13 protein-coding genes and 1 riboswitch are annotated in these 13116 nt (G+C 68.2%); of the genes, 7 read left to right on the top strand and 6 right to left on the bottom strand.

The features are described 5' to 3' along the window. Positions 1–76 precede the first annotated feature (76 nt). The 3 genes from trhA (at position 77) to GBRO_RS08130 (ending at position 2849) form a co-directional block, all read left to right on the top strand. Positions 77–775 (top strand): PAQR family membrane homeostasis protein TrhA, encoded by a 699-nt coding sequence (trhA, locus tag GBRO_RS08140; RefSeq protein ID WP_370452949.1) that lies wholly within the window; start codon positions 77–79, stop codon positions 773–775. A 30-nt stretch (positions 776–805) separates the two neighbouring features. Next, positions 806–1339 carry a hypothetical protein gene (locus tag GBRO_RS08135; RefSeq protein WP_227892863.1) on the top strand — a complete coding sequence of 178 codons (534 nt, stop codon included), beginning with the start codon at positions 806–808 and terminating at the stop codon, positions 1337–1339. Between the two features lie 70 nt (positions 1340–1409). Further along, on the top strand, positions 1410–2849 hold the full coding sequence (locus GBRO_RS08130; RefSeq protein WP_012833491.1) for a PepSY-associated TM helix domain-containing protein: 1440 nt from the start codon (positions 1410–1412) through the stop codon (positions 2847–2849). On the opposite strand, the gene GBRO_RS08125 is transcribed toward GBRO_RS08130, so the two are convergent. From GBRO_RS08125 to GBRO_RS08115, 3 genes are read right to left on the bottom strand one after another with little or no spacing between them, the layout of a single operon-like run. Beyond that, positions 2774–3538: an ABC transporter ATP-binding protein gene (locus GBRO_RS08125; protein WP_012833490.1), complete on the bottom strand. Its 765-nt coding sequence runs from the start codon at positions 3536–3538 to the stop codon at positions 2774–2776. The genes GBRO_RS08130 and GBRO_RS08125 overlap by 76 nt on opposite strands. Before the next feature lie 25 nt (positions 3539–3563). Continuing rightward, positions 3564–4586 carry a FecCD family ABC transporter permease gene (locus tag GBRO_RS08120; protein WP_012833489.1) on the bottom strand — a complete coding sequence of 341 codons (1023 nt, stop codon included), beginning with the start codon at positions 4584–4586 and terminating at the stop codon, positions 3564–3566. After that, complete coding sequence (locus GBRO_RS08115) at positions 4568–5602, bottom strand: ABC transporter substrate-binding protein (protein ID WP_012833488.1); 1035 nt, start codon at positions 5600–5602, stop codon at positions 4568–4570. Before GBRO_RS08115 ends, GBRO_RS08120 begins: the two co-directional genes overlap by 19 nt. Positions 5603–5665: 63 nt before the next feature. Then, positions 5666–5793, bottom strand: a riboswitch (cobalamin riboswitch). A 98-nt stretch (positions 5794–5891) separates the two neighbouring features. On the opposite strand from GBRO_RS08115, the gene GBRO_RS08110 reads away from it, so the two are divergent. From GBRO_RS08110 to GBRO_RS08100, 3 genes are all read left to right on the top strand, one after another. Further along, on the top strand, positions 5892–7454 hold the full coding sequence (locus GBRO_RS08110) for an alkaline phosphatase D family protein (protein ID WP_012833487.1): 1563 nt from the start codon (positions 5892–5894) through the stop codon (positions 7452–7454). Between the two features lie 88 nt (positions 7455–7542). After that, complete coding sequence (locus GBRO_RS08105; protein WP_041920333.1) at positions 7543–8157, top strand: ClpP family protease; 615 nt, start codon at positions 7543–7545, stop codon at positions 8155–8157. Then, positions 8154–8759 (top strand): ClpP family protease, encoded by a 606-nt coding sequence (locus tag GBRO_RS08100; protein ID WP_012833485.1) that lies wholly within the window; start codon positions 8154–8156, stop codon positions 8757–8759. The genes GBRO_RS08105 and GBRO_RS08100 overlap by 4 nt, the downstream gene beginning before the upstream one ends. A 7-nt stretch (positions 8760–8766) precedes the next feature. Here the strand turns inward: GBRO_RS08100 and GBRO_RS08095 are convergent, their stop codons facing one another. From GBRO_RS08095 to GBRO_RS08085, 3 genes are all read right to left on the bottom strand, one after another. Then, entirely contained in the window at positions 8767–9117 is a 351-nt protein-coding gene (locus GBRO_RS08095; RefSeq protein WP_041919800.1) for a helix-turn-helix domain-containing protein, read from the bottom strand. 72 nt (positions 9118–9189) lie between these two features. Beyond that, positions 9190–10266 carry a 3-deoxy-7-phosphoheptulonate synthase gene (locus GBRO_RS08090; RefSeq protein ID WP_012833483.1) on the bottom strand — a complete coding sequence of 359 codons (1077 nt, stop codon included), beginning with the start codon at positions 10264–10266 and terminating at the stop codon, positions 9190–9192. 240 nt (positions 10267–10506) lie between these two features. Beyond that, complete coding sequence (locus tag GBRO_RS08085; RefSeq protein ID WP_012833482.1) at positions 10507–10953, bottom strand: Lrp/AsnC family transcriptional regulator; 447 nt, start codon at positions 10951–10953, stop codon at positions 10507–10509. Between the two features lie 97 nt (positions 10954–11050). Here GBRO_RS08085 and rocD point away from each other — a divergent pair, with 97 nt between their 5' ends. Next, positions 11051–13093, top strand: coding sequence for an ornithine--oxo-acid transaminase (rocD, locus tag GBRO_RS27530; RefSeq protein ID WP_012833481.1), 2043 nt, complete (start codon positions 11051–11053; stop codon positions 13091–13093). Positions 13094–13116 lie beyond the last annotated feature (23 nt).

Here is a 13116-nt window from a genome sequence, read left to right as displayed (position 1 = left end):
TCACGTGGGACACCTTACGCGTCCGGATGAGAGGAGCCCGACGGCGGACGAGACGAACAACCCACTGGCATCACCGATAAGTTACGCTACCGTAGGTTGTGTGAGTACCACGATCCCACCGCAGTCCGCCCTTCCCGAGCGGCCACGTCTGCGTGGCGTCATCCACCACTATTCGGCCTATGTGGCCGCGGTGGCCGGTATCGCGGTGGTGATCGGCGCCGGATTCGAGCGCGGCGCGGTCGCCGCGGGCGCCTGTGCCGTGTACGCGCTCACCGTCTTCGGGGTCTTCGCGGTCAGCGCCTCCTATCACCGCATCCCGTGGAAGACGCCCCGTGCGCAGGTTCGGATGAAGCGAGCCGACCATTCGATGATCTTCCTGTTCATCGCCGGCACCTATACGCCGTTCTGCGCGATGGCACTGCCCGCACCCGCGCGCTGGTGGGTACTCGGCGTCGTCTGGGCCGGCGCGGTGGCCGGGGTGATCCTGAAGATCGCGTGGCCGGGATCGCCGCGCTGGCTCGGGGTGACGCTCTACATTGCACTCGGCTGGGTGATCATCGCCGTCGCCCCGACGCTGATCGCGCAGGCCGGACCGGCGGTCATCATCCTGCTCGCCATCGGTGGCGCGCTCTACAGCATCGGCGGCGTCCTCTACGCGGCACGCTGGCCGAATCCGTGGCCGGCGACCTTCGGTCACCACGAGGTCTTTCACGTCTGCACCGCGATCGCCGCACTGCTGCACTACATCGCCGTCTGGCTGGTGGTGTTGTCCTGATCAGCGATGCACCGCGGCTATGATGCTGCGGTGCATCCGGCCCTGCGCGTGACCCACCAGTTGCGTGGCTGGCTCGTCGGCGTCGTGTCGGCCGTCACCGGTCCCACCGCGCACGCCGCGGCCGCCGGGATGATGCCGGATGCCGATGCGCTCCTCGTCGTTGTGGCGTGCTGCGCGGGGTTCGGCTGGGGTGTGGCGGCACTGTCGCGGGTTCGCCCGGGCTGGGTGGCGACCCTGGCCCTGCTCGGCGGCGCACAAATGTTCGCGCACCTGGCTCTCCTCGTCCTCACCGGCGGTCACGGGCACGCGCTGACCTCCACGATGCTGGGCCTGCACGCGCTGGCAACTCTGGTGGCCGCGGCTGCCGTGCAGGCGACAGAACCCGCTGTCGTCGGTGTTCTCACCACGATCCTCCGCCTGGTACGGGCCGTTCTCGGCCCGCCGCCGGCGGAGTCTGCTCTGCTCCTCGTCGGGACCCCTCTCTCGACCGATCTTCGCGACCGGTTGCGTGCCCGCGCGCCGCTCGACACCCGCGGACCTCCCCTTCCGGCCGAACACCTCTGACACCCCGGGACGAACCGATCGTCCCGGGTTCCTCCTTCTTTCCCCGCTTCTGCCCGGAAGGCATTTCGTCATGTCCCTCATCAGGAGACTCCACTTCTACGCCGGCATCCTCGTCGCCCCCTTTCTGATCGTCGCGACGATCAGTGGTGGCCTCTACGCGATCGCGCCGACCCTCGAACAACTCGTCTATCGCGATCAGCTGCACACCTCGAGCACCGGCGAACCCGCCGCCGTCGCCGATCAGGTGCGAGCAGCCACCGCATTACGACCCGATCTGCAGCTCTCGGCCGTCCGGCCGGCGGCCGAATCCGGAGACACCACCCGGGTGCTGTTCACCGATCCCACGCTCGGCGAGTCCGAACGGCTCGCCGTCTTCATCGACCCCGTCACCCTCGAGTCCACCGGCGCGCTGGTGTCCTACGGCAGTAGCGCGGCCCTCCCGATCCGCACCTGGATCAGCCAGTTGCACCGGCACCTGCATCTGGGCGAACCGGGCCGTCTCTACAGCGAGCTGGCCGCGTCGTGGCTGTGGGTGATCGCGCTCGGCGGGCTGGCGCTGTGGATCACGCGCCACCGGCAACGGCGCCGCGCCGGACGTGCGGCCCGCCTCCTCACACCGGACCGCTCGGTCACCGGCCGCAGCCGCAACCTCAGCTGGCACGGCGCGATCGGCGTCTGGGTCGTCGTCGGTCTGGTGTTCCTGTCGGCCACCGGCCTCACCTGGTCGCGTTATGCGGGTGAGAACGTCGCCGAGCTACGTACCGCGCTGAGTTGGACGACACCGGAGATGAGCACTTCGCTCAGCGGCGCCGACACCGGCTCCTCGGCACACGCCGATCACGGTGGCCATTCGGAGAGCAGTACCGAAACACCTTCGGACACACCGATATCCACGCTCACTCAGCTCGATTCGGCCCTCGCCGTGGCCGCCGCGCAGGGAGTCGACGAGGCGGTCGAGGCCACCATCCCGTCGGCTCCCGGCACTGCGATCAGCGTCACCGAGACCCGGCAGCCCTGGCAACTGTCCCCCGATGCGATCGCGATCGACCCGACCACCGGCCGGATCGTCGACGAGTCGCGCTTCGGTGACTGGCCGCTGGCCGCACAGCTGACCACCTGGGGAATCGCGCTGCACATGGGCATCCTGTTCGGGCTGCTCAACCAGATCCTGTTGCTGGCGTTGGTCATTGCGCTGCTGACCCTCATCGTCCGCGGCTACCTGATGTGGTGGCAGCGGCGGCCCCGGCGGGCCGGCACGGTCGGTGTCGGCCGCCCGCCGGCGCGCGGAACGCTGCGACGGCTGCCCGTGCCCACCCTGGTTGCCGTGGTGGTCGCCGCAGTGGCAGTCGGGTGGTTCATCCCGCTACTGGGCATCAGCCTGCTCGCCTTCCTGGCGATCGACGTGGCGAGCGGACAGATCGGGCGACTACGTGCTCAGGCCGACGGCCGGCGGAACAACACCGTTCGGGTGCCGTCGGAGGAGACCACCACGTCCACACCCACCCGGTAGACCTCGGCGATGAGGCCTTCGGTGAGCACCTCGTGGGGCTCACCGAAGGCCACCACCGCTCCGCGGCGCAGGATCAGCACACGATCGCAGAACATCGACGCGTGATTGAGGTCGTGCAGGGCCAGGTAGCTGGTCACCGGTAGCGCGGCGACGAAGTCGAGCAGTTCGAGTTGATGGTGGATGTCGAGGTGATTGGTCGGCTCGTCGAGCAGCAGTTCCCGCGGCTCCTGTGCCAGTGCGCGAGCTATCTGGGCACGCTGCTGCTCACCCCCGGACAGGGTGTGCCACAGGTCATGTGCCTTGTCGGTGAGCCCGGTGCGCGCGATCGCGTCGGCGACGACGCGTTCACCCTCGTCGTCGCCGCCGAAGGCCGAACTGTGTGGGATGCGTCCGAGCCGGACCACATCGATGACGGCGAGATCGACATCGGTGGTCGCGTGCTGGGAGACCATCGCGACCCGCCGCGCGATCTGCCGTCGACGTAGCCGCCGGATGTCGGTGCCCTCCAGGGTCACCGTCCCCTGCTGGGGATGCGCGAGGCCACCGAGAGCACGCAGCAGCGACGACTTCCCCGACCCGTTGGGGCCCAGGATGCCGATGGTCTCCCCCTCTGTGGGGCGCAACGTCACGTCGTCGAGGACCAGGTTGCCGCCACGGCTCCACGAGAGTCCCTTGGCCTCCAGAGTCATTTCGGCCCCCACATCATGCCTGCCCTCATGTCGGCTTCCGCATCCGGAAGAGCAGCGCAGCGAACACCGGGACCCCGATCAGCGCGGTCACCACACCCACCGGAACCTCCTGCGGCGCAAAGACGGTACGGGCGATGGCGTCGACCCAGATCATGAAGATCCCGCCCGAGACGGCGACCGCCGGCAGCAGCAGGCGATGCTTCACCCCGACGACGAGTCGCGTGGCGTGTGGCAACACCAAGCCCACGAAACCGATCGCGCCCACCGCGCTCACCAGGGTCGCGGTCACCAGGGCGACCACCACCAGCAGCCCGGCCCGCACCCAGGCCACCGACACCCCTAGCGATGCGGCGGCGCTGTTGCCGAAGGTGAAGGCATCCAGCGCCCGCGCCTGCCAGATACACACGGCGAACCCGATTCCCACCGCGATCGCCGCCGCCGCCACATCCGCCCAGTCCACCCCGGACAGCGAGCCGAGCAACCAGAACAGGATGCCGCGGATGCGTTCGGCGTCGGCCGACGAGATCACGATGAACGAGGTCAGTGCCGAGAACAGTTGGGTGCCGGCGACTCCTGCGAGAACGATGCGCGAGGTCCCACCGCCGGCGCCGTAGGCCAGCAGCATCACCAGGGCGAAGGAGGCGATCGCCCCCAGGAACGCACCACCCGACAGCGACACCGCGCCCGACCCGATGCCGAGCACCACTACCGCCACCGCACCGGTGGACGCCCCGGACGAGACCCCGAGGACGTAGGGATCGGCGAGCGGATTGCGCAGCAACGACTGCATGATGACACCGCACAGTGCCAGTCCGGCACCGCAGACGGCGGCCATCACCGCGCGCGGCAGACGCCACTGCCACACGATGCCGTCCCGGATCGCCGACAGCCCCGACGGCGGACCACCGAGATGCGCGACCAGGACCCGGTAGACGTCGGCCGGAGACAGGTCGGCGACACCGATCGTCGTCGACGCGGCGATCGAGAGCACCAGCACCACCGGCCCGGCGACCCACAGAATCCGGGTGGTCAGCGCGCCAACCCCCAATGCCGCAGTGCGGCAGCGGTTTTCTCCACCCCGTCGACCGTGCGGATCGACGGATTGAGGTCGGCACCGTTGACCACCACGTACCGGCGATTACGCACGGCAGCCATCTCCCGGGTCACCGGGTTCGATTCGAGGAAGGCGATCTTGCTGTCGAGCGCGTCGCCGTCGATACTGCGCCGGCTCAGATCGGCCAGCACCAGCACCGTCGGGTCGGCTTCCGCGATGGATTCCCAACTCACCTGTGGCCATTCGTCTTTGGTTCCGACGAAGACGTTGCGGGCGCCCACCGCCGACGCGATGACTCCCGACGATCCGCAACAGCCCGCCACATATGGTGTCTTGGTGTCGGCGAACCAGAACACCATCGACACGTCCGGCGCCTCGACGTCGCCGGCCGCAGCGCTCTGCCGACGCCGCAGGTCGGCGACGAGCGCCTCACCCCGCTCGGTCACCCCGAAGATGCGCGCCAGTTCCCGGATCTCCTGATGGACGAGATCCATCGTGAACGGTTCGGTCCGCGCGCCGTCGGCATTCACGCTCTCCCCGGTCTTGCCCACGCAATCCGTCGGGGACAGGTAGGTTCCGACGCCGAGCTTCTCGAACTGGGCACGCTCGGCGACCCCGCCGGGCCCCAGGGTCCCGCCGAAGGAGGCAGTGACGAAGTCGGGTTCGGTGGCCAGCACCGCCTCGAAGGACGGTTTGTTGTCCGCCAGGCGCGGTACCCGCTCGTTGTCGGCGACGAGATTCGGCCGGACCGGATCGGTCCAGGTGGCGGTACCGACCATCCGGTCGGCCAGGCCGAGCGACAGCAGGATCTCGGTGGAACCCTGATTGAGGGAGACGACGCGCTGCGGGGGTGCGGTCACGGTGGTGGTGACGCCGCAGTTCTCGACCGATGTTGCGCCTGCCGCCGTGGCGTCGTCGGAAGTGGTTGTGGAACAGGCGCTCACGGCGGTCAGGGTCAGCGTGGCGATACCCAGGCCGCAGATCAGCCGGGCCGGACGATGCAGGGACATGACAATGCCCTCAGCTCGGGGCCTGTGCGCGAGGCCGGGAATCGGAAACCAGCACTCGGCGAGTAGTCGGACTCCGGCCCGGCGGATGTCATGACACCCGCGGCCGTCACCGTTGCGCGCCAGTCCCGGATTCCCACCGGGTTCCCTCACCGAACGCCTCGATCAGCCTACCGGCGCCCGATTGGTCCGAGTTTCCCGGCCCGTCACGCACCGGTCCGGTCCTCGTCGCCGTCCGGACAACCGACGCTGCTGTGGTGGCGGGGTGGCCACATCCACGTCCGGACATCCGATGTCGCGACGACGTCTCCTCGGCTGGGCCGGGGTTGCTGCCGGACTCGTCGCGACCTCGGGACTGCGGTCCTCCGAAGCGGATTCGATCCCTCCCCCGCCACGACGCGGCGATCACGTGTTCACCCTCGGCGTGGCCTCCGGCGATCCGCTGCCCGACGGGGTGGTGTTGTGGACCCGGCTGGCGGTGGACCCCACGGCCCGGGGTGGCGGGATGTGCGGGGAATCCGTACGCGTCGACTGGGAGTTGGCCACCGACGCGTCGATGCGCCGGGTGATCCGACGCGGGAGTGCGGTGGCCGACGAGCGAGGCGGCCACGCCGTGCACATCGATGTGCGCGGCCTCGAACCCGCCGCCGACTACTTCTACCGCTTTCGTGCTCTCGGCGACATGTCCCCGATCGGCCGGACCCGCACCGCACCGGCTTCGCACGCGCGCACCGGGCTGCTCACCGTCGCGGTGGCGTCCTGCCAGAACTGGGCCGAGGGCTTCTACGTCGCCCACCGGGATCTCGCGCGGCGGGCACCGGATGTGGTGCTCCACCTCGGGGACTACATCTACGAGACGCCGATCGTGGCGGCCGGTCCTCGACGGCACCTTCCGCGGCCCCGCTCGACCACCCGGGAGGCACGATCGCTGCACGATTATCGCGATCGCTACGCGCTGTATCATTCGGACCCGGATCTTCAAGCAGCGCGCCAGCTTTCCCCCTTCATCATCGCCTTCGACGACCATGAGGTGGACAACAACTGGGCGGGCCCCGTACCCGAGGACGGCACACCGGCGGCTCAGTTCCGGCTACGACGGGCCGCCGCTCTGCGCGCCTGGTGGGAGAACACACCGACCCGGCGATCGGCACGCCCACGAGGTGTCGATCTGCGCGCCTACCGCCGCTTCACCTTCGGCGACCTCGCCGAATTCCATCTGCTCGACACCCGTAGTCACCGCAGCGATCAGGTCAACGGCGACAACGACACCGCACAGAATGTGCACACCGCCGATCCGACGCGCACGATGCTGGGCGCGACGCAGGAACGGTGGCTGCTCGACGGCCTCGCGCGCCGACGCAGCCGGTGGAACGTGATCGCCCAGCAGATTCCGATGGCCGACCTCGCCCGCCTCGACGGAACAACGCGCGCGGTGAGCATGGACGGCTGGAGCGGCTACGAGCCGGCACGGGCACGGGTTCTCGACGGCGCCCACGAACGCGGGGTGAGAAACCTCGTCTCCCTCGCCGGCGACATCCATCGCACCGTCGTCGCCGATCTGCGATCGGACTATCGACACCAATCCCCGGTCCTCGGTGTGGAACTCGCCGGGACCTCGATCACCTCCGGCGGGAACGGGGCCAACAGCGACCTCGATGACGCGCGGTTGAAGGAGGCCTCCCCGCACGTGCGGTTCGGCAACGCACAGCGCGGCTATTTGCTCAACCGTATCCGCCCCGGCCACTGGGAAACCGAGATCCGCGTCACCGACTCCGTGACCGATCCGGCGGCCACCCTGTATCGGCACTCCCTCATCACCGTTCCGGCCGCCCGGGCCGAGATCGACGTGGTGTGAGGATTGGATGGTTCTGCCCAGCGCAGAATCATGCCGCCCTCGGCAGTGCCACACCCGAGGGCGCGTGTCCGCATCGGACGATGTGCTCATGAGCGACGACAAAGCGCCAACGCGTCTGCACGAGAAGACCATCGACAACCTTCGCACCCAACGAATCCTGCTACTCGACACAGCCCTCGACGACGAGATCGGGTCCGAACTCTGCGCACAGATGGTGTTGCTGTCGGTGGAGGATCCCGTCGCCGACATCGCGCTGTGGATCAACTCTCCCGGCGGATCGGTACCGGCGATGCTCGCGATCATGGATACCATGCGCTTGATTCCCAACGACATTCGCACGGTGAACCTTGGAATGGCCTACAGCGCCGGACAATTCCTGTTGTGCTGCGGCACCGCCGGTAAGCGGTTCATCCTGCCGCATGCCAAGGTGCTGCTCCATCAGGGTTCGGCCGGCATCGGCGGTTACGCCCCCGACATCGAGTTGCAAGCCGACGACCTGCGTCACGTCCGCGACACCGTTCTCGGGATCATCGCCGAGCAGACCGGCCAACCACCGGAACGCGTCTTCGACGACTCGCTGCGTGATCATGTGTTCACCGCCGACGAGGCGATCGCCTATGGCTTCGTCGATCACCTGGCCGCCGACCTGACCCAGATCCGGCCGTTGGCGACCGCAGCCACCGGATTCGGGGTGAACCGATGAGCACGTACACGATCCCCAACGTGGTCAGCCGCACCCCGCAGGGTGAACGGGTCATGGACGTCTACAGCAGGTTGCTCGAGGAACGCATCATCTACCTCGGTACCCCGGTTGACGACGACGTCGCCAATGCGCTCATCGCGCAGATCCTGCACCTGGATTCCGACAATCCGGAGGCGCCGATCGATCTGTACATCAACTCCACCGGCGGTTCGGTGAACGCGACCTTCGCGTTGTACGACACGATGCAGTACTGTCACGCACCCATCGCGACAACCTGTGTGGGCCAGGCACTCTCGTCGTCGGCACTCCTGCTGGCCGCAGGCGACGCGGGCCGGCGCTCGGTACTCCCGCACGCACGCGTACTGCTTCATCAGCCGTCGGGACAGGGTCGCGGAACGATCCCCGATCTCATCCTGGCCGCCGAAGAGATCCTGCGGGTACGCGAAGAGATGGAGGAGGCGCTGAGCCGGCACACCGGTCGCGACATCGCCACACTTCGCCGCGACACCGACCGCGACCGCGTGCTACGCGCCGACGAGATCGTCGACTACGGCATCGCCGATGCGGTCATCGCCCATACCGGGGTGATCCGACACACCTGACCACGGTTCACGCGGCCAGCGCGACCGGCCCGCGGTAACCGGCGCGCGGGGCGATCGGCGTTGCCGTCGACGAGACCGAACGCAACCGCACCGGTACGGGGCGGTCGAGTTCGCGGATCACCTCGACGGCGAGTCGGCGCAGGTCGAGGTCGAGTGCACCGGCCACCGCGGCCAGCACCTCCGACGAGGCGTCCTTGCGCCCGCGTTCGATCTCCGACAGGTACTGACTCGAGATCCCGGCGCGGGCCGCGGTCTCCACCAGCCGCTCCTCACGGTCGCGCCGGTGACGGCGCAGCACACGTCCGGCCGCCTCACGCCAGAGCGGTTCAGGGTCACGGCGCGCTGTACCGGGGTTCATACCCACCGAGCGTAGGCGTCCGGTGCGCGAGACCGAGACCGGTTCTGCTGTGGGCAGAACGTCGACTCGGCCTCAGGTCCGGGCCAGTGCTGCCAGGACGTCGGCGCTCGCCGCCCACCCCATGCACTTGTCGGTGACCGACTGTCCGTAGGTGAGCGGCCGCGCGTCCGGGGACTGAGCGCCGGGCTCCAGGAAGCTCTCCAACATGAGACCACTGATCCTCGGTGCCTCGCCGGCCGCACGTCGCGCCCGGATCGCCGACGCGAGTTCGGTCGCGACCTCGGCCTGCCGGAGGTGATCCTTCCCCGAATTGGCATGGGAGGCATCGATCATGACCCGCGGAGCCAGGCCGGACCGCTCGAGCGCCGCGGTCGCCGTGGCGATCGACTCGGCGTCGAAGTTGGGTCCGCCGGTGCCGCCGCGCAGGATGATGTGGCAATCCTCGTTGCCCGCGGTCTGCACCACCGCACCGTTGCCGAAGTCGTCGACACCGAAGAACACATGCTGTGCCGCAGCGGCTTTCACGCCGTCGATGGCGACCTGCACGTTGCCGTCGGTGCCGTTCTTGAAGCCGATCGGCATGGACAGCCCGGACGCGAGCTGCCGGTGCACCTGCGATTCGGTGGTGCGCGCGCCAATGGCGCCCCACGCGACGGCGTCGGCGATGTACTGCGGGCTGGTCGGCTCCAGGAACTCGCAACCGACCGGAAGTCCGAGATCGATGATGTCGAGCAGCAGTGAGCGCGCGGTGCGCAGTCCGCGCTCTACGTCGAAGGTGCCGTCCATGCCGGGGTCGTTGATCAGGCCCTTCCACCCGATGGTGGTCCGCGGCTTCTCGAAGTACACCCGCATCACGATCTTCAGGCGATCCTGGTAGGCCTCGGCCAGCGGCGCGAGCCGGCGGGCGTAGTCGATCGCCGCGATCGGGTCGTGGACCGAGCACGGCCCGACGACGACGAGCAGCCGGTCGTCGCGGCCGGCGAGTATGTCGGCGATCTCGTCGCGGTCGCGCTGTACCGCGATCGCGCGCCGCGGCGTCAACGGGAGTTCGCTGCGGATCGTGTCCGGCGACGGAATCGGCCGGAAGGCGGTGATCCGCCGGTCCGAGGTGGATTCGCCGACCGGGGAGAGTTTCGGGAGAGTGGTCACGTCACTGTGCCTTTCGTGGTCACGCCCATGTTGGTGGTTGGCGGGGCACGGCCGGTGCGGTCGGAGCCCCTGAAATGACAAAAGCAGCGACCTGACGGTCACTGCTCGGGCTCCGGGTTGTGTGTTTGCGTGCAGCAATCAGCGCTTCATCGCAGGCTCACCCGGAGCCTCGATAAAGCGCCAATACGCGCGCACGGTGCTGATCACGGCGACCAGGCTAACACAGGTTCGCGGGATGCCTCACGGGTGCCCTCGGTCGATCAACTGACTCAGCACGATGATCGACTCGGTCCGGTCGACGGGACTCGCCTGCCGGATGCGTTCGAGCGCCTCCTCCAGATGCCGCACGTCCCGGGCCATGATGCGCAGGATCGCGTCGGCCGTACCGGTGATGGTGGCCGCACTCACCACCTCGGGAATGGGTTCCCACGCCGCGGCGAGCGACTCGGGCGAGATGTTGCCACGGCAGAACACCTGCACGTAGGCCTCGGTATTCCATTGCAGCGCAACGGGATCGATGACCGCGGTGAATCCCTTGATGATGCCGTCGGAGACCAACCGGTCCACCCGCCGTTTCACCGCGGGCGCCGAGAGTCCCACCTCGTCGCCGATCTGCGCGTAGGTCGCGCGCGCGTCACGCGTCAGGCAGGACACCACCTTCTCGTCGAGTTCGTCAAGTTCACGCAATAGATCCCCTCCGAGACTCGGTTGACCATCGACCTATTGCTCAATCAGGCAATCTTTGGCGATTGATTGCGCCAGATGCCGAGAATACGCTCGAAAGATGACGCTGACCAGCCCGTCCTTCGTCGCGCCCACCACCCGAGTCCCGCGGGTACGCAGCTATGCCATGACCCCGCCGACGTTCTTCACGGTGACCTACGCCATCAACCCGTGGATGGACCCGGGTGTCCCGGTGGACACCGTTCGCGCCGTCGCGCAGTGGAACACGCTGCGGGCCACCTACGAACGTCTGGGTCACCGGGTGCATCTCGTCGAGCCGCAACCGGGACTGCCGGACATGGTCTACGCCGCCAACGGCGGGCTCGTGGTGAACGGCCGCGCCATCGCCGCGCGGTTCACCTTCCCCGAGCGCGCAGCCGAGAGCGACCACTACGCCGCCTGGTTTTCCCGCGCCGGATTCGGCCCCGTGCGGCGCACCGACGGCCTCGGCGAGGGCGAGGGTGATCTCCTCGTCGTCGGTGATCGCATCTTGGCCGGCAGCGGGTTTCGTACCCATCGGGACACCCACGCCGAAATCGCCGCGATCACCGGTCTGCCCGTGGTCACCTTGGAACTGGTGGACCCACGGTTCTATCACCTCGACACCGCGCTCGGCGTCCTCGGCGAGCACACCATCGCCTACTATCCCGACGCCTTCTCTGCTGCGTCACAACAACTGCTTGCCGAGCTGTACCCCGGCGCGATCATCGCCACCCGCGAAGACGCCGAGGTGCTCGGACTCAACCTGGTCTCCGACGGCGCTCACGTCGTGATGACCGATCGGGCACCGCATCTGGAATCGCAACTGCGTCAGGCGGGTTTCGAACTGATCACGCTCGATCTCTCCGAGCTCCTCAAGGGTGGCGGCGGCATCAAATGCTGCACACTGGAATTGAGGAGTGCAACGCCCATGGTCGATACCGAACCGCATGTCGCCCACAACTACTCACCGCTCCCCGTGACCGCGGCGAGTGCCGAGGGCGCCTGGATCACCGACGTCGACGGTGCCCGCTACCTCGATTGCCTGGGTGCGTACTCGGCGGTCAATTTCGGCCATCGCCATCCGCGGATCGTCGCCGCCGCAATCGATCAGCTCTCTCGCGTGACCCTGACGAGCCGTGCCTTCCGCTCGGACCGACTCGAACCGTTCTGCGCCGCCCTCGCCGAGTTGTGCGGCAAACAGATGGTGCTCCCGATGAACACCGGTGCCGAAGCGGTGGAGTCGGCGATCAAGGTGGCCCGCAAATGGGGCTACGACGTCAAGGGTGTTCCCGACGGCGCGGCGACAATCATCGTCGCGGGCGGCAACTTCCACGGACGCACCACCACCATCATCAGCTTCAGCGACGACGACGAGGCGCGCGCCGGATTCGGCCCGTACACACCAGGTTTCGTCCGTGTCCCGTTCGGCGACCTGCCTGCACTCGCGGCGGTCATGGACGAGAACACGGTCGCGGTGCTCGTCGAACCCATTCAGGGTGAGGCCGGCATCATCGTGCCGCCCGACGACTATCTGCCCGGTGTGCGGGCGCTCTGTACCGAACGCGACGTGCTGATGATCGCCGACGAGATCCAGTCCGGCCTCGGCCGCACCGGAGCGACGTTCGCCTGCGACCACTGGGGCGTGATCCCGGACGTGTACACGCTGGGCAAGGCACTCGGCGGCGGGATCCTGCCGGTGTCGGCGGTGGTCGCCGACCGGGACATCCTCGGTGTCCTGCATCCCGGCCAGCACGGCTCCACCTTCGGCGGCAATCCCCTGGCCGCCGCCGTCGGGCACACGGTGGTCGACATGCTCGCCGACGGGACGTGGCAGGCACGCGCCACCGAACTCGGCGACCACATGCACGCCCGGCTGCACGAATTCCTCGTGCAGGGCGTCGCCGCGGTCCGCGGGCTCGGTCTGTGGGCGGGCATCGACCTCGACCCCACCCTGGGCACCGGCAAACAGTTCTGCCTGCGGCTGGCCGAGAACGGCGTGCTCGCCAAGGACACGCACGGCTCCACTTTGCGCCTGGCGCCGCCCCTGGTGATCACCCACGACGAGATCGACTGGATGGCGGAGCGTTTCGGGGAGACGCTGCGCGCCGGTGCCTGCCGCTAGACCTCCACGACTACGCTGGCCGC

Source organism: Gordonia bronchialis DSM 43247, from assembly GCF_000024785.1.
Lineage (GTDB): Bacteria > Actinomycetota > Actinomycetes > Mycobacteriales > Mycobacteriaceae > Gordonia > Gordonia bronchialis.
Note: the sequence above shows the minus strand (reverse complement) of the source record. Positions and strands in the feature narration are given on the sequence as shown.